The sequence below is a fragment of the Celeribacter halophilus genome (genome assembly GCF_900114135.1).
Classification (GTDB): domain Bacteria; phylum Pseudomonadota; class Alphaproteobacteria; order Rhodobacterales; family Rhodobacteraceae; genus Celeribacter; species Celeribacter halophilus.
This window is the reverse complement of the sequence record NZ_FORY01000005.1, coordinates 174,815-196,025: the sequence shown is the minus strand read 5'-3', so window position 1 is coordinate 196,025 and position 21,211 is coordinate 174,815. Positions and strand designations below refer to the sequence as shown.

Sequence of the window (21,211 nt, the reverse complement as noted above, 5' to 3'; positions counted from 1 at the left end):
GTAAGAGAGAATGAGTGTGACAGGAGAGACGGGTTTGAAACAGGAAGAGACAGCTTTGCGCCAGAATCCCCATGCGGTGAAAGAGCAGCGGGAGAAGAATCTGGAAGTGGCCATCGGGCGGCAGGTGCGCGAATTGCGCAAGCGGCAGAGGCTCACGGGGGCCGATCTTGCTGCGCAGACGGGGCTGTCTGTGGGGATGTTGTCCAAGATCGAGAACGGGGTGATCTCCCCCTCGCTCAATACGATCTCTGCGCTGGCCCATGCGTTGAAAGTGCCGCTGGTGCAGCTGTTCTCCGGCTATGAGGAAGAGCGGGGCTGTATGCATGTGAAAGCAGGCGAGGGGGTCGAGATCGAACGCGCCGGCACACGCGCGGGGCATCAATACAGCCTTCTGGGTCATATCGGCTCGAACAATTCCGGCGTTGTGGTGGAGCCCTATCTGATTACGCTCGACAGCACGTCGGACCGGTTTCCGGCCTTCCAGCATGAGGGGATCGAGATGCTCTATATGCTGGAGGGGCGGGTAAACTACCGCCACGGCGAACAGATTTACGAATTGGAGCCGGGGGATTCACTGCTGTTCGATTCGGATGCGCCGCACGGACCGGAGGTGATTGTCGAGCTTCCGGCGAAATACCTGTCGATCATCACCTATCCGCAGGCGCGTTGATACGGCGTGATCTTTTCACTTCGCCCAATTTTGGGGCGAAGTGCCGCTTTGCTCCGCGAGTCTGAGTAAAAAGCAGGCAGGTTTCCTGAGGGTGAGAAGTTTTTCCAAATAGGATAAAAACTTTCTTGAAGGGAAATTAGGTTTCCCACTAGTGAGGTTGTGACGGCGCAAGACGCCGCTGAACACACCCACTATGGAGGAACCTATGTGTGGCATTGTTGGCCTCTTCCTGAAAAAGGATGAATTGCGCCCCCAGCTGGGCGATATGCTGACCGATATGCTCATCACCATGACCGACCGCGGCCCCGACAGTGCAGGGATCGCGATCTATGGTGAAGAAGCGGACGGTATGGTGAAAATCACGGTCCAGTCGGATACGCCCGACGCGGCCTTCGCCGATCTCGATGCCGCCGTATGTGCCGCCGTCGATGCGCCGGTGACGATCAAGGTGGTCGATACCCACGCGGTTCTGACCCTGCCTGAGGCGGTCGAGCAAGAGGCCATCGCCTATCTCGAAGAGAAGGGCCTGCGGATCATGGGCTCCGGCGCGACCATGGAAATCTACAAGGAAGTCGGCCTTCCCAAGGACGTGGCGGCCCGTTTCGGCCTGCGCGACATGGGCGGCTCCCACGGCATCGGCCACACCCGTATGGCGACCGAGTCTGCTGTGACCACCATGGGGGCGCACCCGTTCTCCACCGCCGACGACCAGTGCCTCGTGCACAACGGCTCGCTGTCGAACCACAACCAGATGCGCCGCAAACTCGCCAAGAAAGGCGTGTTCACCCGTTCCGAGAACGACACCGAAGTGGGCGCGGCCTATATCTCCTCGCGCATTGCAGACGGTGCCACGCTGGGCGAAGCGCTTGAGGGCACGATCAAGGATCTCGACGGGTTCTTTACCTTTGTGACGGGCACCAAGAACGGCTTTGGCGTCGTGCGTGACCCGATTGCCTGCAAACCCGCCGTGATGGCCGAGACTGACGACTATGTCGCCTTTGCCTCCGAATACCGGGCCTTCGCAGACCTTCCGGGCATCGAAGCCGCCCGCGTCTGGGAACCGGAACCCGCAACTGTCTATTTCTGGGAGCGCTGATCCAATGACCACGACACTTGATAAAACAGTGCTCGATATGACCGCCATGGAACTCCGTGAGGTCAACACCACGCTTCAGGCCGCCGCCAAGGCACAGGCCAATGCGGCGTTTGAAATCATCAACCCGCGCGGCTCCCATGCGATGGCCTGCGGTCTCGACGGTCCGCTTGATGTGACGATCAAGGGCTCCACCGGCTACTACTGCGCCGGTATGAACAAGGACGCCACCGTCACCGTCGAAGGCTCCGCCGGTCCCGGTGTCGCCGAAAACATGATGTCCGGTGTCGTTACGATCGAAGGCGATGCCTCGCAATATGCGGGCGCGACCGGTCATGGCGGGCTTTTGAACATCAAGGGCAATGCCTCCTCGCGCTGCGGTATCTCGATGAAAGGCATCGACATTGTCGTGCATGGCAACATCGGTCACATGTCCGCCTTCATGGCGCAATCGGGCAATCTGGTTGTGCTGGGGGACGCTGGTGATGCGCTGGGTGACAGCCTCTATGAGGCACGCCTTTTTGTGCGCGGCAATGTGAAATCTCTGGGGGCCGACTGCATCAAGAAAGAGATGCGCCCCGAGCATATCGAGATCCTCAAGGAGCTTCTCGAAAAGGCCGGAGCCGACGCCAAGCCCGAAGAGTTCACGCGCTACGGCTCTGCCCGCAAGCTCTACAATTTCAACATTGATCACGCCGACGAATACTGAGGAGCGCGAGATGGACAAGACACCACAAACCGAACCGCGTCAGAGCTGGACCTTTTCCAACTCCGTCAACTCGGAAATCCGTCGTGCGGCCGATACCGGCATCTACGACATTCGCGGGGGTGGCGCGAAACGCCGCGTGCCCCATTTCGACGACCTTCTGTTTCTGGGCGCGTCCATGTCGCGTTACCCGCTCGAAGGTTATCGCGAGAAATGTGACACCTCCGTTCTGCTGGGCACCCGATTTGCGAAAAAGCCCATCGAGCTGAAAATCCCGATCACCATTGCGGGCATGTCCTTCGGGGCGCTCTCCGGTCACGCCAAAGAGGCTTTGGGCCGCGGCGCGACGATGGCGGGCACCTCCACGACCACGGGTGACGGCGGTATGACCGAAGAGGAACGCGGCCATTCCGAGAAACTCGTCTACCAATACCTGCCGTCGCGCTACGGGATGAACCCCGACGATCTGCGCCGTGCGGATGCGATTGAAATCGTGGTCGGCCAAGGTGCGAAACCCGGCGGTGGCGGGATGCTTCTGGGCCAGAAAATCACCGAACGGGTCGCAGGGATGCGCAACCTTCCGGTGGGGATCGACCAGCGCTCTGCCTGTCGTCACCCCGACTGGACCGGACCGGATGATCTGGAGATCAAAATCCTCGAAATCCGCGAGATCACCAACTGGGAAAAGCCGATCTACATCAAGATCGGTGGCGCACGGCCCTATTATGACGTGGCGCTTGCCTGTAAGGCGGGGGCGGATGTGATCGTCCTCGACGGGATGCAAGGCGGCACGGCGGCCACGCAGGATGTGTTCATCGAACATGTCGGCCAGCCGACACTGGCCTGTATCCGTCCGGCGGTTCAGGCGCTTCAGGATCTGGGCTTGCACCGCGAAGTGCAGCTTGTCGTCTCCGGCGGTATCCGCAACGGGGCAGATGTGGCCAAGGCGCTTGCGCTTGGTGCGGATGCTGTGGCCATCGGCACGGCGGCTCTGGTTGCGCTGGGCGACAACGACCCGAAATGGGAGGCCGAGTATAACAAGCTGGGCACCACGGCGGGCGCCTATGACGACTGGCACGAAGGCCGCGATCCGGCGGGGATCACCACGCAGGATGTGGAGCTTATGAAACGCCTCGATCCGGAAGTGGCGGGCCGCAAGCTGCGCAACTACCTCAACGTGATGACGCTTGAGTGCCAGACCCTTGCGCGCGCCTGTGGTCACAATCACGTCCACAACCTTGAGCCGGAAGACCTCTGCGCCCTGACGATGGAAGCGGCGGCGATGGCACAGGTGCCGCTCGCGGGCACCAACTGGTATCCGGGCAAGCCGGGCTTTTGATCTGGAAGGGCCTTCGGGCCCTTCTTTCGTAAGAGATAGACAACAGGGATTAAAAGATGAGCAAACTTGCGAAATTCGCCGAGGAAAAAGGCGTAAAATATTTTATGGTGTCCTACACCGATCTCTTCGGCGGGCAGCGTGCCAAGCTGGTGCCTGCGCAAGCGATTGCGGATATGGAAGAAGATGGCGCGGGCTTTGCGGGCTTTGCCACATGGCTGGACCTGACACCTGCGCACCCCGATATGCTGGCTGTGCCTGACCCTGACGCGGTGATTCAACTGCCGTGGAAACGCGATGTGGCATGGGTGCCCGCCGACTGTGTGATGGAAGGCCAGCCCGTCGAGCAAGCCCCGCGCAATGTGCTCAAGAAACTGGTCAAGGAAGCCGCCGAGACCGGCCTGCGCGTCAAGACGGGGATCGAAGCGGAATTCTTTTTGTTGACACCGGACGGGGATAAAATCTCCGACCCGTTCGATACGGCGGAAAAGCCCTGTTACGACCAGCAGGCGGTGATGCGCCGCTATGATGTGATTGCCGAGATTTGCGATTACATGCTGGAGCTGGGCTGGGGCCCGTATCAGAACGACCACGAGGATGCGAATGGCCAGTTCGAGATGAACTGGGAATTCGACGATGCGCTGGTGACGGCGGACCGCCATTCCTTCTTCAAATTCATGGTCAAATCTGTGGCCGAGAAACACGGGTTGCGCGCGACCTTTATGCCCAAACCCATCGAGGGTCTGACCGGCAACGGCTGCCACGCGCATATCTCGGTCTGGGATCTCGATGGCAAGACCAACGCCTTTGCCGGCAATGCCGGAGGTCAGATCGGCGAAGTGGGTCTTTCCGAACAGGGCGGGTTCTTTCTTGGCGGTATCATGAAACATGCCGAGGCGCTCGCGGCGATCACCAATCCTACGGTGAACTCCTACAAGCGCATCAACGCGCCGCGCACCATGTCGGGAGCCACTTGGGCGCCGAACACGGTGACGTGGACGGGCAACAACCGCACGCATATGGTGCGCGTTCCGGGGCCGGGCCGTTTTGAATTGCGCCTGCCGGACGGGGCGGTGAACCCCTATCTGTTGCAGGCGGTCATTATCGCCGCCGGTCTGTCGGGCATCCGCTCCAAAGCCGATCCGGGCCCGCGCTATGACATTGATATGTATGCCGAGGGTCACAAGATCGAAGGCGCGCCGAAACTGCCGCTTAACATGCTCGATGCGATCCGGTCCTATGACGCCGACCCCGAGTTGAAAACCATGCTGGGCGACGAATTCTCGGCTTCATTCATCAAGATGAAACATCAGGAATGGAATGCTTTCGTGTCGCATTTCTCGCGGTGGGAGAAAGACAACACGCTCGACATCTGAGTGCAAAATTCCCTGAGTGAGGGTTTCCCCGCCTTCACTGTCCCTGAGGGCCCGGTTTATGCCGGGCCTTCTTTTTTGCGTAAGGCCGAGGGGGCCATGCCGAAGGCTTTGCGGAAGGCATCCGAGAAATGTGCCTGAGAGGAAAACCCCGCCATCTGCGCGATTTCGGCCAGAGGGATGCGGGTCGTCTCGATCAGTTCCTTGCCGGTTTCCAGACGGATGCGGCGGTATTCCTCCATCACCGAACGGCCCGTGGTCTCGCGGAACTGGCGTTGCAACTGGCGGGTGGAAAGACCGGAGAGCGCGGCGATCTGGTCCTGTCCCAGAGGGTCGGCAATATGCGATTGCATCAATTCCAGAGCCGCCGCGACCCCGTCGGGCAGGGGGCCATAGCGCGCGGCAAGGGAGTTGCGCTGGGGTGCTTCGGCGGCGCGGACTTCGGTCTGGATGAACCAGTCGGAAATCTTCTGCGCAAACCCCGTGCCGTGGTCGCGTGCGATGATGGCATGCATCATGTCCAAGGGCGCCGATCCCCCCGCGCAGGTGTAGCGGTCGCGGTCGATGACAAAGAGCTTGCGCTCCAAAAGCCAGTCACCGGGCAGGGTCTCGAAGTCGTCGTAATGGTGCCAGTGGACGGTGAAGCGGCGGTTTTCCAGTAGCCCCGCTTTGGCCAGAACCACCGCCCCGCCAGAGATGCCGCCAAGCGCCACGCCATTGCGGTCGGCCTGTCTGAGCCATGCGAAAAGCGCGGGGTCGGTGATGCGCGCAGGCGTGCCGCCCGCGACCACGAACAGCACATCGAACAGCGGAATCGCATCCTGAAACGGGCGCGTCTGAAAGCTGGCCCCGACGGAGGATCGGGCCTCTGTGCCGGTGGCGGAGAGCAGGGTGATGTCATAGCGCAGGGTGGGCGAAAACAGGTTCGCCGCGCGCAGCGGTTCGAGGGCCGAGGCGGTCGACAGAAGCGCATATCCGTCGAGCAGGAGAAAGGCGATTCGGCGCATGGGCACACTCCGGCAGGTTTTTGGACATCATGTCCTGATAAGGAAACTATATGACCTTATAATGGAAGAACAGCGCCAAAATCACCGCTAGAACAAAGGTGTGATGAAGGAGCGCATCTATGAAATTCTCAGGTTTCAAAGTCGTGAAAGAGGCCCTGACCGGGCATAAGGGTTGGACGCCTCTGTGGCGCAATCCGGAGCCGAAACCCGCCTATGACATCGTGATTGTCGGCGGCGGCGGACATGGGCTTGCGGCGGCCTATTACCTTGCCAAGACCTTTGGCAAACTGAACATCGCCGTGTTGGAAAAGGGCTGGATCGGGTCCGGCAATGCAGGCCGGAACACAACGATCATCCGCTCCAACTACCTGTTGCCGGGCAACCAGCCCTTCTACGAGTTCTCGATGAAGCTCTGGGAAAATCTGGAACAGGACACGAATTTCAACTCGATGGTTTCCCAGCGGGGCATCATCAACCTGATCCACTCGGACGGTCAGCGCGATGCCTACCGCCGCCGCGGCAATGCGATGATGATCTCGGATGCTGGTGCGCGGCTGTTGAGCCGCGAACAGCTCAAGGACATGGTGCCTTTCCTGAATTTCGACAATGCGCGGTTCCCGATAAAGGGCGGGCTGATGCAGACCCGTGCGGGCACGGCGCGGCACGATGGCGTGGTCTGGGGCTATGCACGCGGCGCGGATATGCACGGCGTGGACATCATCCAGAATTGCGAAGTCACCGGCTTCAAGATCGAAGACGGGCGTGTGCTCGGGCTGGAAACCTCGCGCGGCTTTATCGGGGCGAAAAAGGTCGGCGTCTCTGTCGCGGGCTCTTCAAGCCGTGTCATGGCCAAGGCGGGGATGCGCCTGCCGATTGAAAGCCATGTGCTACAGGCCTTTGTCTCCGAAGGGCTGAAACCCACCATTCCGGGCGTCATCACCTTTGGCGCGGGGCATTTCTATGTCAGCCAGTCCGACAAGGGCGGGCTTGTGTTCGGCGGCGATATTGACGGCTACAACTCCTACGCACAGCGCGGCAACCTGCCGGTGGTCGAGGATGTGGTCGAAGGCGGCATGGCACTCATGCCGATGATCGGGCGCGCGCGGCTTTTGCGCGGCTGGGGCGGTCTTCTGGATATGTCCATGGACGGCTCTCCGATCATCGACAAGACCCATATCGACGGGCTCTATCTCAACGCGGGCTGGTGCTACGGCGGGTTCAAGGCCACGCCAGCCTCCGGCTATGCCTTTGCGCATCTGCTGGCGACAGACACCCCGCACGAGACCGCGACCGCCTTCCGCATGGATCGCTTCAACCGCGGTTATGTCATTGACGAAAAGGGCGTTGGCGCCCAACCCAATTTGCACTGAGGTAGAGAGCTATGTTGATCCCTCATCCCCTTCTCGGCCTGCGCGACAGTCAGGAATTTACCTATCTGGGCGACGCGGCGCTGATGAACCGGCCCGATCCTGCCACCCCTGACGCCGAAGCGGTGTTTTGCGACTATGTCTTCCTGCGGGACAATCCGGCGGGCGTGCATCGTGAACTGTGGTTCCACGAGCAAGGCGACCGGAGCTGGCTTGTCGTCACGCGCGACACCACGACCCATGAAATCCTCGGTGCCGAACTTGCCTCCGATGTGAAAGGAGCCGCCAAATGACCCGTCTCACAGGTGGTCTCGTTGACCGGTCCAAACCGCTGAATTTCACTTTCAACGGCAAATCCTTCAAAGGTTTCGAGGGCGACACGCTGGCCTCGGCCCTGCTGGCCAATGGCGTGCAGCTTATGGGGCGCAGTTTCAAATACCACCGCCCGCGCGGGGTGTTTGCCGCAGGGTCCGAAGAGCCCAATGCTATGGTCGAGTTGCGCACCGGCGCGCGGCAGGAACCGAACACACGGGCCACGGTGACCGAGCTTTTCGACGGTCTCACGGCGCGTTCGCAAAACCATATGGGGCCGCTGGAGCGCGACCTTCTGGCGGTCAATGACGTGCTCTCGCCCTTCTTTGCGGCGGGGTTTTATTACAAGACCTTCATGTGGCCGAAAGCCTTCTGGGAAAAGCTCTACGAACCTGCGATCCGCAAGGCGGCGGGGCTGGGGGCGCTGTCGATGCTGCCCGATCCCGATGATTACGACAAAGGTTTCCTGCATTGCGATCTCTTGGTCGTGGGCGGCGGGGCTGCGGGGTTGTCTGCGGCGCTGACCGCGGGTCGCGCTGGGGCCGAGGTCGTTCTGGCCGATGAGGATTTCGCGCTTGGCGGGCGGCTTTTGATGGAAAGCGACCTGTTGGACGAGGCGGAGGCCACCGCATGGATTGCGGCGGTGAAGGCCGAGCTTGAGAGCCTGCCCAATGTGCGCATCATGACCCGCACCACGGTGTTCGGGGTCTATGATCACGGCATTTTCGGTGCGGTGGAGCGTGTCTCGGATCACCTGCCCACACCGGGCGACAATGTGCGCCAGACCCTGTGGCGGATCACCGCGAAACGGACCGTGCTGGCAGCAGGGGCCACAGAGCGGCATATTCCTTTTGCCGACAACGACCGCCCCGGCGTGATGCTGGCTGGTGCGATGCGGGCCTATGCGAACCGCTGGGCGGCCAGTCCGGTCAAACAAGACAGTGACGCGATTGCGATTTTCACCAATGGCGATGACGGGCACCGCACGGCGATGGACCTGATGGCCAAAGGCGCGAAGGTGCTGGGCGTGATTGATGCCCGCGCGGATGCCAAGGCCTTTGGCGATTACGAGCTGTTCGCAGGGGCCACGGTGACAGGCACCAAGGGGCGTCTGGGCCTGAGCGCCATCGAGATCACCCGTGGCGGCCAGTCGCAATGGCATTCCGTGGGCGCTCTGGGCGTGGCTGGCGGTTGGAACCCGAATGTGCATCTGTCGTCCCATCATCGCGGACGTCCGGTCTGGGACGAGCGGCTTCTGGCCTTTGTGCCAAGCCCCGACGGGCCGAAAGGTCTCATCCCTGCCGGTGCGGCTGCGGGCAAGGGCGGCACGGCCGAGGCGTTGCAGGACGGTATGGCTGCGGCGATCAGGGCCTTGGCCGAGCTGGAGATCACAGCCGCCGAGATCCCCCTACCGAAAGCCGAAAATGCTTCTGCGGAACAGGCAGCCTTCTGGCATGTTCCTGGGGCCAAGCGGGCCTGGGTGGACTTCCAGAACGATGTGACCGTGAAGGACATCGCGCTGGCGCATAAGGAAAACATGAAGCCGGTCGAGCATCTGAAACGCTGGACCACGCTGGGCATGGCCACGGATCAGGGCAAGACCTCGAACATCTCCGCGCTGGCGGTGATGGCGGAACTGACCGGCAAATCGATCCCCGAGACGGGCACGACGATCTTCCGTCCGCCTTACACGGGGGTTTCCCTGTCGGTGTTGGGCGGCGGTGATACGGGGCCTCTCTTCCGCCCGCGCCGCCTGACGCCGACGCATTACTGGGCCGAGGCGCAGGGGGCCGAGTTTGTCGAGGTGGGCCAATGGATGCGGGCGCAATATTTCCCGCAAAAAGGCGAGACCACATGGCGCGAGACCGTGGACCGCGAAGTGCTGGCCGTGCGCTCCGGTGTGGGGCTGTGCGATGTGACCACGCTGGGTAAGGTCGATGTGCAGGGCGCGGACGCGGGCGAGTTTCTCAACCGTATCTATTCCAACATGATGGGCACGCTGAAGGTCGGCAAGGTCCGCTATGGCCTGATGCTGCGCGAGGACGGTCATGCCTATGACGATGGCACCTGTGCGCGGCTGGGCGAGGATCACTATGTGGTCACGACAACCACCGCCAATGCTGGTCTGGTCTATCGCCAGATGGAGTTTGCGCATCAATGCCTCTGGCCGGAACTTGACGTGCAGTTGATCTCCACCACCGACGCATGGGCGCAGATCGCTGTGGCCGGTCCGAAGTCGCGTGAACTTCTGTCGCGGATCGTGGACGAGTTCGACATGTCGAACGAGGCATTCCCCTTTATGGGCTGTGCCGAGTTGACCATCTGCGGCGGGTTGCGGGCGCGTCTGTTCCGCATCTCGTTTTCCGGTGAGCTGGCCTATGAGGTCGCCGTGCCCGCCCGCTTTGGGCAGGCGCTGATGGAGCGGCTGATGGAGAAGGGCGCGGATCTGGGTGTGACACCCTACGGGACGGAGGCGCTGGGCGTGCTGCGGATCGAGAAGGGCCACGCGGCAGGGGCCGAACTCAACGGCCAGACCACGGCGCAGATGTTGGGTCTGGGCAAGATGGTGTCCGCCAAGAAAGACAGTATCGGCGCGGTGATGTCGCGGCGCGAAGGTCTTGCGGCGGACACGCGGCGACTTGTGGGCTTCAAATCCATGGAGCCGCAGACACAGGCCATGGCCGGTTCGCATCTCTTCACAGAAGGGGCGGCACAGACGATGGACACCGATCAGGGCTGGCTCACCTCGTCGTGCTACTCGCCGCATCTGGAAAGCTATATCGCGCTCGGCTTCCTTGAGAATGGCGATACGCGTCTGGGCGAAGTGTTGGTCGCGGCCAATCCGCTCGAAGGGCAGGCCGTGAAGGTCGAGGTGGTCTCGGCCCATTTTGTTGATCCCGAAGGAGGACGTCTCCGTGATTGATCTTGTGACTGATTTAACCCCCATCTGTGCGCTTGGCGGCACGGTGGCCCGTATCGAGACCTTTGGCGGTCTGACGATTACGGAACATTCGGACCTTGGTTTGGCCTCGCTGGCCTTGCGCAAGGGGCAGAGCGCGCCGCAGCCTTTTGGTCTGACGCTTCCCGATGTGGGGCAGGCGGTGTCGAAAGACAGCTATGGCGCTTTCTGGACCGGACGGGACCAGTGGATGATCGAAGGACAGGGGCAGGGCGCGATTGATTTCGCCGCCGCCGTCAGGGCCGAAGCTCCCGGAGTCACAGTCACTGAACAGACTGACGGGTTCACTGCGTTTGAAATCGCCTCTGCACAGGGGGCCGCCCCGATCGAGGCGCTGATGCGCAAGCTCGTCAATATCGACCCGAAGGCCTTGGGCGCGGGACAGACGACACGCACGGGGCTGGAACATATGACGGTCTTTCTGATACGTCGCGCCGACGACCGGCTGGTCGTGATCGGGATGCGCACATTGGCGGGGTCGCTGTGGCATGCCCTGGCCGTGGCTGCGCGCCGCCTTGAAGATTGAGTTGGAGAACAGCATGACTGCACAGATCATTGACGGGAAGGCCTTTGCCGCCACCGTTCGCGAAAAGGTTGCCGCCCATGTGGCGCGTCTGAAAGAGGTTCACGGGATCACTCCCGGTCTGGCCGTGGTGCTGGTGGGCGAAGACCCCGCAAGTCAGGTCTATGTGCGCAATAAAGGCAAGCAGACCGTGGAATGTGGCATGAACTCTTACGAGCATAAACTGCCCGCAGAGACGTCAGAAGCCGATCTTCTTGCACTTATCGAACAACTGAACGCCGATCCTGAAGTGCATGGCATCCTCGTGCAACTGCCCTTGCCGGCCCATCTCGACAGCGATCTGGTGATCAATGCCATTGCGCCTGAAAAAGATGTGGACGGGTTCCATATCTCCAATGTCGGGCTGCTGGCGACTGGGCAGAAAAGCATGGTGCCTTGCACGCCGCTGGGCTGTCTCATGATGCTGCGCGACCACCTCGGCAGCCTCTCGGGTCTCAACGCCGTGGTTGTGGGGCGGTCGAACATTGTCGGCAAACCGATGGCGCAATTGCTGCTGCGGGACAGCTGCACCGTGACCATCGCACATTCGCGCACCAAGGACATCGAAGAGGTCTGCCGCCGCGCCGATATTCTGGTCGCTGCCGTGGGGCGCCCCGAGATGGTCACTGGCGACTGGGTCAAGCCCGGCGCGACCGTGATCGACGTGGGTATCAACCGGATCGACGCGCCGGAAAAAGGTCTGCGCGAGGATGGCTCTGTCAAAACCAAACTCGTGGGGGATGTCGAATTTGCCAGCGCCAAGGAGGTTGCCGGAGCGATCACACCGGTGCCCGGTGGTGTCGGCCCGATGACCATTGCCTGTCTTCTGGCCAATACGGTGACGGCGGCCTGCCGCGCCAATGGTCTTCCGGAGCCCGAAGGGCTCACCGCTTAATCAACGATAAAAACACTAGAAAACAATACCAACATTGAGGGCGCGCTTCAGGGGAGCGCCTTGCATCTGGAGAACAAGATGACGAAATATTGCCTCACCGTGACCTGTGCGACCCAGCGCGGGATCGTCGCCGCCATCGCCACCTTCCTCGCGGAGCACGGGTGTAACATCACTGACAGTTCGCAATTCGACGATTCGGACACGGGTCAGTTTTTTATGCGGATCAGCTTTGAGTCGCAGGAAAACGCGGATCAGGCTGCGCTTGAAGTCGCCTTCGCCCCGATCGCCAAAGACTTCGGTATGACCTACGCTTTCCACGACGAGAGCGTGAAGATGAAAGTGGTCATCATGGTTTCGCGTTTCGGCCATTGCCTGAACGACCTGCTTTACCGCGTCCGCATCGGAGCTCTGCCGGTCGAGATCGTGGCGGTGATCTCGAATCACATGGATTATCAGAAGGTTGTGGTGAATAACGACATCCCCTTCCACTGCATCAAAGTCACGAAAGAGAACAAGCCGGAAGCCGAAGCCGCGATCATGAAAGTGGTCGAGGACTCGGGCGCCGAGCTGATCGTTCTGGCGCGCTACATGCAAATCCTGTCGGACGAGATGTGTCAGAAAATGTCGGGTCGGATCATCAACATCCACCACTCGTTCCTGCCCTCGTTCAAAGGCGCGAACCCCTACAAACAGGCCTATGCGCGCGGCGTGAAGCTGATCGGGGCGACCTCTCACTATGTGACCGCCGATCTGGATGAGGGTCCGATCATCGAGCAGGACACCGTCCGCGTCACCCATGCGCAAAGTCCGGAAGATTACGTCTCGCTGGGTCGTGACGTGGAAAGTCAGGTGCTTGCCCGCGCCATCCACGCCCACGCCAACCATCGCGTGTTCCTGAACGGTAACAAGACGGTGGTCTTCCAGGCATCGCCGGGCAGCTATAGCTCGGAAAGAATGGGGTGAGAACCGGTCCGGCTTTGCCGGATTCAAAGGTCCAGTGGACCTTTGAAAGGTTCGAACGCGCCCGCACACTTGCGGGCGCAGGGTAAGGGTAGCCGCCGAGCACTCTTGCGAAGGCCGGATAAAGCCCTCCAAACATCCAATATCTTCAAGAGGCGCGGTTTTTCCGCGCCTCTTTTGCGTCTGTGACCGCATCGCTCTGGACCAATTCTCCAAAATTGGTCTAATAGGCGGAGACCTCACAGGATTATTCCCTTGCCCAACGCTTCCCTGCCTCCCTCTTCGACCTCACTTCCCGGCGCGACCGTAAAATATGTGATCGAGACGCTGACCACGCGGATCGTGACGCAGGAATATGCCACCGAAGAACGGCTCCCCTCCGAGCGTCAGCTGGCGCAGGAGCTTGGCGTGGCACGCAACACCGTGCGCGAGGCGCTGGACCAGTTGGAAACGCGCGGGATGATCCGGCGGCGGGCAGGGTCGGGCTCTTTTGTGACCTATAATCCGGACGGGGCAGGGGCGGCGCTATCGCCTGTGGCGTCGGAGACGGGGCCGCTGCAATTGCAGGTGATGCGCGGGATTTTAGAGCCTGAAATGGTGCGGTTGGCCATCGTCAACATGTCGCCGAAACAGATCGAGGCGCTCTCTGTGGTGCTCTCCAAGATGGAAGCGGTGCAGGCGGATGCGACGGCCTTTGTCACGCTGGAGGAAGAGTTCCACCGGTTGATTGCAGAGGGCACGGGCAACCCGCTTTTGATTGCGTGTTACAATCTGGTGCTGGACGCGCGGCGGCAATCGTTTCGTGCGGCCATGTATCGTCGCCACCTGACGCCTGCGCGGATCGAGATTTACCAGCGCGGCTATAACGGGCTGTTCAACGCCATCGCGGCGCGGGACATTGAGGAAGCCTCGGAGTTCATGAAGCTCGCGCTGATCGAAGATCAACGCCTGTTGCTTCAGGAAGACTGACCCTCGCGGGGTGAATTGGTTGGGCCAATTTCCGGACTGTCCCGTGAGCCCTACGTCTCTCACATAACCGACATTGCAGGTCCAAGACCGTGCCGCGAATCTGTCTGAACAGAGGCGCGGGGGCTTTGTGGTCCCGTCTCCAGCGCGAATTTGCCCTGTCAGCGCCGTGTTTCTGAGGATTTCGGCGTTCGCGCGGCGCTTAGAATTTCATCATGGGGCAGTCATGTAGTGGTCGTTTGACCTAAAAAGTGGCGTCCGCAGGGTGAAGCTAAATTCCTGACAGGAAAAAAGTTTGACCGGTGGTGATCCGCACTCCCTCATGAAAGGCACTGAGTGAGCCAGTTCGCACAATTGGTATAAACCAAATCTGGCTCGGAATTTAGGTCACGTTCACAGGACAGGGAGAACGACTTGGAACAGGATCTTGCATCCTTGGCTGCCGCGGTTGCGGAGCTACAGGGGAATCACGCCGCGACAAACGGTACATTTTCCGAGACTTTCTACTATCTGACGATCCCGCTCATGGTGCTGATCCATGCCGGGTTCCTCGCATATGAAATGGGGGCATCGCGCTCGAAGAACGCGTTGGCCTCGGGCATCAAGAACATCCTCGCCTTCGCGATGATCGTGCCTTTCTTCTATTTTATCGGCTGGTGGATCTACTGGGCCTTCCCGACAGGGCTGACGCTGTCCGAAGGGGCCATGGGCATCTCCGGTCTGGCTTATGCCAATGACGTTGCGCTGCCGTGGAGCCAGTATATGGGCCCGAACCTTGATGACCGCGCATCCGGCGTGTTCTGGGGGGCCTTCGTGCTGTTCGCGGCGACCACGGCCTCTATCATGTCAGGCGGTGTGATCGAGAGGATCAAGCTCACGGGCTTCGTTGTTCTGGCCATTGTTCTTGGCTCTTTCGTCTGGATTCTGGCAGGCGCATGGGGCTGGCACGCAGATGGCTGGCTGGTCACCAAGTTCGGTTATCACGACTTCGGCGCTGCAGGTGTTGTGCATATGATCGCGGGTTTCTTTACCCTTGGTGTGCTCATCAATCTCGGGCCGCGGATCGGCAAATTCAACGCGGACGGCTCGGCCAACAACATTCCGGGTCACTCCATGCCGATGACGCTCATCGGTCTGATGCTGATCATCGCCGGTTTCTGGGGCTTCCTCATGGGCTGTGTGATTGTTCCGGGTGAAGCCTGGTCCTGGGGTAACGAGATCGAAGCCACGATCTACGGCACGCCCATGACGATCTCCGGCATGACCTTCAACACATTGATGGCCTTTGCGGGCGGTATCATCGGCGCATGGATGGTGACACGCGACCCGTTCTGGATGATGTCCGGTGCTTTGGGCGGGATCATCTCCGCTGCTGCCGGTCTGGATCTCTGGTATCCGCCCATGGCCTTTGCCATCGGCTTTATCGGGGCCTGCATGATGCCCTATGTGGCCTCTTTCATCGAACGTCGTGGCGTCGATGATGCGGTTGGTGCCTTCGCTGTGCACGGGTTCCTCGGCATGTGGGGTCTCATCTCGGTGGGTATCGCGGCCCAAGGTTATCCGGCGCTGTTCGGTGAAGAAGTCATCGAGACCTCTTTCCTTGGCCAGCTTGTCGGTGCCATCACGATGGGTCTTCTGGGTTTCGTCCCGGGCTATGCGGTCTCTTACCTGCTGAAAGTCACCGGACAGCTTCGCGTCCCGAAAGAAGCAGAGATCATGGGTCTCGACGCGGTCAAAGTGCCTGCCGATGCCTATCCTGAATCCCTTCATCCCTCGGTCAGCCCGGCTGAGTGATCCCTCGAAAAGGAAAGGACTATCAACATGGAAGCTCCATTTGACGCAACATCCTGGGACGGCATCACCGGCGCGATCTACGCTGGCTACGGTTCCGTCGAAGGTCTCTGGCTCCTGCTGGTTCTGGCTATGGTCGTCACTGCGATCGTCTTTGGCTGGAAACATGAAGAGCACGCCTACAAGGCGACCGAGAAGAAAGACTGATCTCACGAGATAGGGGTTTTCCCCTTCCCTTGAACCGGCGGCGCCCCCGTCGCCGGTTTTCCTAAAACGCAAAAGCATACGACCCTAAGGACAAGACAATGATCACATCATGGAGATTTTCCGCTCTGGCAGACCGGCACCGCGCGCTTGGCTCTGATCTGGAGGACTGGAGCGGTATGGGCACGGCCTGGAGCTATGACAAGGATCAGACGGAGGAATATCTGGCGATCCGCACCAAGGCGGGTGTCATGGATGTCTCGGGGCTGAAGAAAGTCTATGTCGTCGGCCCCCATGCGCAATATGTGCTCGACAAGGCCACGACCCGTAATATCGAAAAGCTGAAACCCGGCCGTTCGACCTATGCCACCATGCTCAATGACGCTGGCAAGTTCGTGGACGACTGTGTGATCTACCGTCTCGGGCCGCAGAATTTCATGGTTGTGCATGGCTCCGGCGCGGGTCACGAGCAGATGACCAAATATGCCGCTGGCCGCAATGTCGCGGTGATCTTTGACGATGACCTGCATGACATTTCGCTGCAAGGGCCGCTGGCCGTGGACTATCTGGAAAAGCATGTGCCGGGCATCCGTGACGTGGTCTATTTCAGCCATATCCAGACGACGCTGTTTGGCAAGCCGGTGATGATTTCCCGCACGGGCTACACGGGTGAACGCGGCTACGAGATTTTCTGCCGCCGTCAGGATGCCGTGGAAATCTGGGACACTATCGTTGCGGAAGGCGAGGCGATGGGCATCATCCCGACGCGCTTCACCACGCTCGACTGGCTGCGTGCGGAGAGCTATCTTCTGTTCTTCCCCTATGACAATTCGGAAATGTATCCGTTCGAGAACGAAGGCCCCGGCGACACGCTTTGGGAGCTGGGTCTCGATTTCACCGTTTCCAAGGGCAAGACCGGTTTCCGTGGTGCCGAGGAGCATTACCGTTTGAAAGGCAAGGAGCGTTTCAAAATCTACGGTGTGAAACTCGAAGGCACAGAGCCCGCCGTCGAAGGTGCGCCTTTGCTCAAGGATGGCAAAGAAGTGGGTGTCGTGACCATCGGCATGTATTCGCCTTTGAACGAGCACAACGTGGGCATTGCCCGTATGCCGGTTGATTGCGCCGTGGAGGGCACGGAGCTGACCGTGAGGAACCCCGATGGCGAGATCAGGGCCGTGGCGCATCCGATGCCCTTCTATGACGTCGACAAGAAGCGACGCACAGCCAAGGGCTAACCCTCATAACGCACAATGACTTATGAGGCGGGCGCAGGTCGGTGCCCGCCTCCTGAGACCAACAGGATTTCGCTGGAAACACGCAATGCCGAACACTGAATTTACCCCTTCAATCCCGAGCAGGCCGACCTATACGGGGCTTGTCTCGCAAGGCGCGGCCCCCGCGATCATGGTTGCGGATGAGGCGGGCGCGGGTGCGCTCATCGATCTGGCCGCTTCGGATGCCTCTGTCATGGATCATGCCCATGTGGTGTTGATCGGATGTGGTGTGGATGTGCTGCGCACTCCCGCCCCCGCTGCCGTGCATGAGGCGCCGGATTTTGAGGCTGCCACACCCGTCATCACGCAGCTTCTGGGTGAGGCACGCATGGGCACGCAGCTTTATCTGGCCGGCTCCGAAGGGCTGATCGGTCATGTCAGTGCCATCGCCTTTGCCCAAGGTCTGCCGCTTGATGTCATCCAGAGCGAACATCGCGGCCCCATCGCGCGCCGGATGCAATGTGTGCATTGCAAGGGCATTACCGAGGATGTGACGACCGATCCCTTTACCTGTAGCCACTGCGGGCTGACGCTTTTCGTGCGGGACCATTTTTCCCGCCGTCTGGGCGTGTTTCAAGGGGTTTGCGTCGATGCGGAAACGCCGGGTGTGGTGCCTGAAACCGTGGAGATCCGCCCATGAAGCTTGCGTTGAAAGTCACCGAAGTCGAAACGCTTTCGCCGCTGGTCAAACGCTTCCGTTTTGAAGACCCGACAGGGGCGGAACTGCCGGTGTTCTCGGGCGGGGCGCATATCACGGTGGAGATGCCGGAAGGCGATATCATCCGCCGCAATTCCTATTCCCTGATCTCCGATCCCTATGACGGGTCGGCCTATGAGATCGCCGTGCGGCGCGAGGATCAGGGGCGGGGCGGTTCGCTCTATATGCATACGAAAGTGTCGGAAGGTGATGAAATCACCGTTTCCACGCCGTCAAACCTGTTCCAGCTTGATCTACGGGCGCGCAAACATGTGTTGATCGGCGGCGGCATCGGCATCACGCCGTTTCTGTCGCAACTCAAGCAACTCGACATGGAGCAGAAACCCTACGAGTTGCATTACGCCGCACGCACGCGGGACGAGGCCGCGGGTCTGAAGCTTTTGCCCGAGGCGGCGCATATTCATGTGCATATCTCGGACGAAGGCGCACGGATGGATATTGGCGCTATTCTCGACGGGCAACCGCTTGGCACCCATGTTTACACCTGCGGTCCCGAAGGGTTGATTGAGGCGGTGGCCGATCAGGCGGCGCGTCTGAACTGGCCCGAAACGGCGGTGCATTCCGAAGCCTTCACCGCGCCGCCTCCGGGGGAACCCTTTGATGTGGTGGTGAAATCCACCGGCCAGAGCATCACGGTGAAAGCCGATCAGAGCCTTCTTGAGGCTTTGGAAGAGGCCAAGGTGAAGGTGGAGTATTCCTGCCGTGGCGGGGCCTGCGGGCGCTGTCAGACCAAGGTGACGACCTGCGACGGGCGCATTTTACACAATGATCACTGGCTCTCGGAAGACGAGCGTGGCGCCCAACAAGACATCATGCCCTGCATGTCGCGTTTCAAAGGCACGCGGCTTGAACTGGACCTGTGAGGAGACGGACCTATGACCATGCACTTCAATGACGAAACCTTTCGGGGCGATTACACCTATCACAACTCCCCCGAAGCCATCCGCCGCTTTCCGTTCCCGTTCGATCAGGACAGCTATATGTATTCGGTTAACATCGAACAGCATCCGGGCGGGCCAAAAGGCACGCCGTTCGAATTCAAATTCGACGTGGATGAGCACTATGTTGCTGAGATGAAGGACCGCGAGATCACGCTGGCGGAAGATCCGCTGCGCTGTCAGTCCTTGCCGCATATGGAGCTTGCGGGCTGGGATTTGCTCGAACTCATCATGGTGTCGAAGGCGCGCGACTATCCCGATCTGTTCACGTTGCACCGTGATGGCAATGACTGGCACTGGATCAACAAACCGCTCGGGATCGAAAAGAAATTCACCTTTCTCGATCCGACCACGCTGCCTTGCGGACCGATGGAATACATCACCCGCCAGACACAGGGCGATTTCGCGCTTTTGCATGAGCGGGACGGAAACCTCTGGATGGATGCGGGGATGGTGACATCTCAGGCGGACTGGTCGCTGGATTTCGATGTTGGTATGAACTTTTTCGAATGGCATGCGCCCGTGCCGAAAGCGCGCAAGATGGGCGTGTTCGACAAGGCGCTGAAATTCCTATTGGCGGTGGGGCAGGGGCAGCACTACCGCCGCCTCAACTGGACCATGACCGTGAACCCGCGCCTCGACACCAGCCCCGAGAACTATCACAAATGGGGGCCGGAAAAGCGCACCATCACGCCGGAGAATGTCGGGCAAAAACAATTCCTGCGCGTTGAGTTGCAGACCTTTTTCCGCCTGCCGCGTTCCAATGCGCTGGCCTTCCCGATCCGCTGCTATCTTGCCAATCTCGAAGACCTTGCTATTGTCCCTAAATGGGGTCGCCGTCTGCACCGTGTGCTGCGCGACATCGACCCTGATCTGGCGGATTACAAAGGCTTTGCAGTCAATCAGGAGACCATCGTGACCTATCTCTCGCAATTCGATGACGGCGCGCCAACCTCGCCCGGCATCTTTCCGGACGCATAGCTATGGCGTGGGTCTTGCTGACAGTTGCGGGGCTTCTGGAGGTGGTTTGGGCCACCGCCATGAAGTCCTCCAACGGGTTTTCCGTGTTCTGGCCGAGCGTGCTGACGGTGGTCGCCATGCTCGCCTCTTTCGGCCTGCTCTCGATTGCGATGAAGAGCCTGCCGTTGGGCACGTCCTATATGGTCTGGGTCGGTATCGGGGCCATCGGGGCGTTTATCGCCGGAATCATCTTGCATGGTGAGGCACTGAACCTGTCGCGTATTACGGCGGCGGCTTTGATCGTGGCGGGCATGGGGTTGATGAAGATCAGCGCCTGAGCGGTTACAGCCCCGCCAAACGATGCGCCTGTTCCAGAACCGCGCCGCGCAGACCTGCGGGCGGTTCATAGAGGCAGCCAGCAACCGGTCCGAGACCGTCCAGAAGTGCGGCGATCATCGCGGCCTTTCGGGCGGTTTCTGCTGCATCCGGATCGGGGGTGAGCTCTGCGATTATGTCTTCGAGCACCGCATTGTGGAACCGGCAGGTCGCGGCGAAATGGCGGGCCGGTCCGTCGTGACGCTGCGCCAGATCCTTGATGGCGGTGGTGATCAGACGCGCACGGGGGTCGGCGGCGCGGTCCATGCGGAAGGTCAGATAGGCATGAAACCTCTCGCGCGGATCGGGCATTTTGAGCGTGCCTTTCCGGCGCAATTCCTCGAACCGTTCGACCAGCGCATAGCGTGTCAGCGCGGTCAGGAGATCATCCTGCGTGGTGAAGTAATATTGCAGATTGCTCAGCCGCATATCACAGCGCCGAGCCAATGCGCGGAAGCTCAATCCGCTCACCCCGTCGCTTGCGAGCACTTCGACGGCTTCTTCGAGGACTTTCTCGACCGTTGCGCGGCTGCGTGAGGAGGGGGCGGAGACGCCGTAAATCTCGTTGGTCGCGGCACCTGTTTTCAACTGTTCAATCAGGGCATCAAGCGAAAGGGGCATTTGAAATCTCGGGTCTTGGATATTGGGTCGTGAAACTTTGACCACTGGCCCTACTGCGCCAAAGATGTGAGGTCAATCTTTGAGAGAAAACAGGGCGCCCGATCAAAGCGCCCTGTTTTGCCGA

The 21,211-nt window shown here is 60.2% G+C and carries 21 protein-coding genes; 19 read left to right on the top strand and 2 right to left on the bottom strand.

What is annotated here, in order from left to right; all coding sequences use genetic code 11:
• Positions 1 to 10: 10 nt before the first annotated feature.
• From BM152_RS07045 to glnT, 5 genes are all read left to right on the top strand, one after another.
• A complete protein-coding gene (locus tag BM152_RS07045) occupies positions 11 to 670 on the top strand; it encodes a helix-turn-helix domain-containing protein (protein ID WP_066599097.1) in 660 nt (219 codons plus the stop codon).
• A gap of 205 nt (positions 671 to 875) precedes the next feature.
• Positions 876 to 1,766, top strand: a complete 891-nt coding sequence (locus BM152_RS07040; RefSeq protein ID WP_066599099.1) for a class II glutamine amidotransferase — start codon at positions 876 to 878, stop codon at positions 1,764 to 1,766.
• Between the two features lie 4 nt (positions 1,767 to 1,770).
• Positions 1,771 to 2,472 (top strand): GltB/FmdC/FwdC-like GXGXG domain-containing protein, encoded by a 702-nt coding sequence (locus tag BM152_RS07035; protein WP_066599101.1) that lies wholly within the window; start codon positions 1,771 to 1,773, stop codon positions 2,470 to 2,472.
• Between the two features lie 10 nt (positions 2,473 to 2,482).
• Complete coding sequence (locus BM152_RS07030) at positions 2,483 to 3,808, top strand: FMN-binding glutamate synthase family protein (RefSeq protein WP_066599106.1); 1,326 nt, start codon at positions 2,483 to 2,485, stop codon at positions 3,806 to 3,808.
• 56 nt (positions 3,809 to 3,864) lie between these two features.
• Positions 3,865 to 5,181: a type III glutamate--ammonia ligase gene (gene glnT, locus BM152_RS07025; protein WP_066599108.1), complete on the top strand. Its 1,317-nt coding sequence runs from the start codon at positions 3,865 to 3,867 to the stop codon at positions 5,179 to 5,181.
• 56 nt (positions 5,182 to 5,237) lie between these two features.
• On the opposite strand, the gene BM152_RS07020 is transcribed toward glnT, so the two are convergent.
• Positions 5,238 to 6,185 (bottom strand): GlxA family transcriptional regulator, encoded by a 948-nt coding sequence (locus BM152_RS07020; protein ID WP_066599110.1) that lies wholly within the window; start codon positions 6,183 to 6,185, stop codon positions 5,238 to 5,240.
• A gap of 119 nt (positions 6,186 to 6,304) precedes the next feature.
• On the opposite strand from BM152_RS07020, the gene BM152_RS07015 reads away from it, so the two are divergent.
• From BM152_RS07015 to BM152_RS06955, 14 genes are all read left to right on the top strand, one after another.
• Entirely contained in the window at positions 6,305 to 7,555 is a 1,251-nt protein-coding gene (locus tag BM152_RS07015; RefSeq protein ID WP_066599114.1) for a sarcosine oxidase subunit beta family protein, read from the top strand.
• A gap of 11 nt (positions 7,556 to 7,566) precedes the next feature.
• Positions 7,567 to 7,845, top strand: a complete 279-nt coding sequence (locus BM152_RS07010) for a sarcosine oxidase subunit delta (protein WP_066599115.1) — start codon at positions 7,567 to 7,569, stop codon at positions 7,843 to 7,845.
• The gene (locus tag BM152_RS07005; protein ID WP_066599116.1) at positions 7,842 to 10,787 is read left to right on the top strand and encodes a sarcosine oxidase subunit alpha family protein; all 2,946 of its coding nucleotides are present in this window, start codon (positions 7,842 to 7,844) and stop codon (positions 10,785 to 10,787) included. Before BM152_RS07010 ends, BM152_RS07005 begins: the two co-directional genes overlap by 4 nt.
• A complete protein-coding gene (locus BM152_RS07000; RefSeq protein ID WP_231730461.1) occupies positions 10,780 to 11,349 on the top strand; it encodes a sarcosine oxidase subunit gamma in 570 nt (189 codons plus the stop codon). Before BM152_RS07005 ends, BM152_RS07000 begins: the two co-directional genes overlap by 8 nt.
• A gap of 13 nt (positions 11,350 to 11,362) precedes the next feature.
• Complete coding sequence (gene folD, locus BM152_RS06995; protein ID WP_066599135.1) at positions 11,363 to 12,280, top strand: bifunctional methylenetetrahydrofolate dehydrogenase/methenyltetrahydrofolate cyclohydrolase FolD; 918 nt, start codon at positions 11,363 to 11,365, stop codon at positions 12,278 to 12,280.
• Positions 12,281 to 12,358: 78 nt separating this feature from the next.
• A complete protein-coding gene (purU, locus tag BM152_RS06990; protein ID WP_066599143.1) occupies positions 12,359 to 13,243 on the top strand; it encodes a formyltetrahydrofolate deformylase in 885 nt (294 codons plus the stop codon).
• Positions 13,244 to 13,495: 252 nt separating this feature from the next.
• Positions 13,496 to 14,209, top strand: a complete 714-nt coding sequence (locus tag BM152_RS06985; protein ID WP_066599694.1) for a FadR/GntR family transcriptional regulator — start codon at positions 13,496 to 13,498, stop codon at positions 14,207 to 14,209.
• Between the two features lie 411 nt (positions 14,210 to 14,620).
• On the top strand, positions 14,621 to 16,000 hold the full coding sequence (locus BM152_RS06980) for an ammonium transporter (RefSeq protein ID WP_066599691.1): 1,380 nt from the start codon (positions 14,621 to 14,623) through the stop codon (positions 15,998 to 16,000).
• A 27-nt stretch (positions 16,001 to 16,027) separates the two neighbouring features.
• Positions 16,028 to 16,204 (top strand): hypothetical protein, encoded by a 177-nt coding sequence (locus tag BM152_RS19250; RefSeq protein WP_156444344.1) that lies wholly within the window; start codon positions 16,028 to 16,030, stop codon positions 16,202 to 16,204.
• A 98-nt stretch (positions 16,205 to 16,302) separates the two neighbouring features.
• A complete protein-coding gene (locus BM152_RS06975) occupies positions 16,303 to 17,436 on the top strand; it encodes an aminomethyl transferase family protein (RefSeq protein WP_066599689.1) in 1,134 nt (377 codons plus the stop codon).
• A gap of 85 nt (positions 17,437 to 17,521) precedes the next feature.
• Positions 17,522 to 18,115 (top strand): dimethylamine monooxygenase subunit DmmA family protein, encoded by a 594-nt coding sequence (locus BM152_RS06970; protein ID WP_066599688.1) that lies wholly within the window; start codon positions 17,522 to 17,524, stop codon positions 18,113 to 18,115.
• Positions 18,112 to 19,056 carry a PDR/VanB family oxidoreductase gene (locus BM152_RS06965; protein ID WP_066599685.1) on the top strand — a complete coding sequence of 315 codons (945 nt, stop codon included), beginning with the start codon at positions 18,112 to 18,114 and terminating at the stop codon, positions 19,054 to 19,056. Before BM152_RS06970 ends, BM152_RS06965 begins: the two co-directional genes overlap by 4 nt.
• A 12-nt stretch (positions 19,057 to 19,068) precedes the next feature.
• On the top strand, positions 19,069 to 20,112 hold the full coding sequence (locus tag BM152_RS06960) for a heme-dependent oxidative N-demethylase family protein (RefSeq protein WP_066599683.1): 1,044 nt from the start codon (positions 19,069 to 19,071) through the stop codon (positions 20,110 to 20,112).
• A 2-nt stretch (positions 20,113 to 20,114) separates the two neighbouring features.
• Positions 20,115 to 20,429 (top strand): DMT family transporter, encoded by a 315-nt coding sequence (locus BM152_RS06955; protein ID WP_066599682.1) that lies wholly within the window; start codon positions 20,115 to 20,117, stop codon positions 20,427 to 20,429.
• Positions 20,430 to 20,433: 4 nt separating this feature from the next.
• Here BM152_RS06955 and BM152_RS06950 read toward each other — a convergent pair whose 3' ends face one another.
• Entirely contained in the window at positions 20,434 to 21,087 is a 654-nt protein-coding gene (locus BM152_RS06950) for a TetR/AcrR family transcriptional regulator (RefSeq protein ID WP_066599681.1), read from the bottom strand.
• Between the last annotated feature and the right edge of the window lie 124 nt (positions 21,088 to 21,211).

Excerpts from the sequence above, each read along its gene's own strand:
- BM152_RS06975 (WP_066599689.1), top strand. The coding sequence starts at position 16,303 with ATGATCACATCATGGAGATTTTCCGCTCTGGCAGACCGGCACCGCGCG.
- BM152_RS06970 (WP_066599688.1), top strand. The coding sequence starts at position 17,522 with ATGCCGAACACTGAATTTACCCCTTCAATCCCGAGCAGGCCGACCTAT.
- BM152_RS07015 (WP_066599114.1), top strand. The coding sequence starts at position 6,305 with ATGAAATTCTCAGGTTTCAAAGTCGTGAAAGAGGCCCTGACCGGGCAT.
- BM152_RS06955 (WP_066599682.1), top strand. The coding sequence starts at position 20,115 with ATGGCGTGGGTCTTGCTGACAGTTGCGGGGCTTCTGGAGGTGGTTTGG.
- BM152_RS07040 (WP_066599099.1), top strand. The coding sequence starts at position 876 with ATGTGTGGCATTGTTGGCCTCTTCCTGAAAAAGGATGAATTGCGCCCC.
- glnT (WP_066599108.1), top strand. The coding sequence starts at position 3,865 with ATGAGCAAACTTGCGAAATTCGCCGAGGAAAAAGGCGTAAAATATTTT.
- BM152_RS07020 (WP_066599110.1), bottom strand. The coding sequence starts at position 6,185 with ATGCGCCGAATCGCCTTTCTCCTGCTCGACGGATATGCGCTTCTGTCG.
- BM152_RS19250 (WP_156444344.1), top strand. The coding sequence starts at position 16,028 with ATGGAAGCTCCATTTGACGCAACATCCTGGGACGGCATCACCGGCGCG.
- BM152_RS07030 (WP_066599106.1), top strand. The coding sequence starts at position 2,483 with ATGGACAAGACACCACAAACCGAACCGCGTCAGAGCTGGACCTTTTCC.
- BM152_RS07005 (WP_066599116.1), top strand. The coding sequence starts at position 7,842 with ATGACCCGTCTCACAGGTGGTCTCGTTGACCGGTCCAAACCGCTGAAT.
- BM152_RS06960 (WP_066599683.1), top strand. The coding sequence starts at position 19,069 with ATGACCATGCACTTCAATGACGAAACCTTTCGGGGCGATTACACCTAT.
- BM152_RS07035 (WP_066599101.1), top strand. The coding sequence starts at position 1,771 with ATGACCACGACACTTGATAAAACAGTGCTCGATATGACCGCCATGGAA.
- BM152_RS07045 (WP_066599097.1), top strand. The coding sequence starts at position 11 with ATGAGTGTGACAGGAGAGACGGGTTTGAAACAGGAAGAGACAGCTTTG.
- purU (WP_066599143.1), top strand. The coding sequence starts at position 12,359 with ATGACGAAATATTGCCTCACCGTGACCTGTGCGACCCAGCGCGGGATC.
- folD (WP_066599135.1), top strand. The coding sequence starts at position 11,363 with ATGACTGCACAGATCATTGACGGGAAGGCCTTTGCCGCCACCGTTCGC.
- BM152_RS07010 (WP_066599115.1), top strand. The coding sequence starts at position 7,567 with ATGTTGATCCCTCATCCCCTTCTCGGCCTGCGCGACAGTCAGGAATTT.
- BM152_RS06965 (WP_066599685.1), top strand. The coding sequence starts at position 18,112 with ATGAAGCTTGCGTTGAAAGTCACCGAAGTCGAAACGCTTTCGCCGCTG.
- BM152_RS06950 (WP_066599681.1), bottom strand. The coding sequence starts at position 21,087 with ATGCCCCTTTCGCTTGATGCCCTGATTGAACAGTTGAAAACAGGTGCC.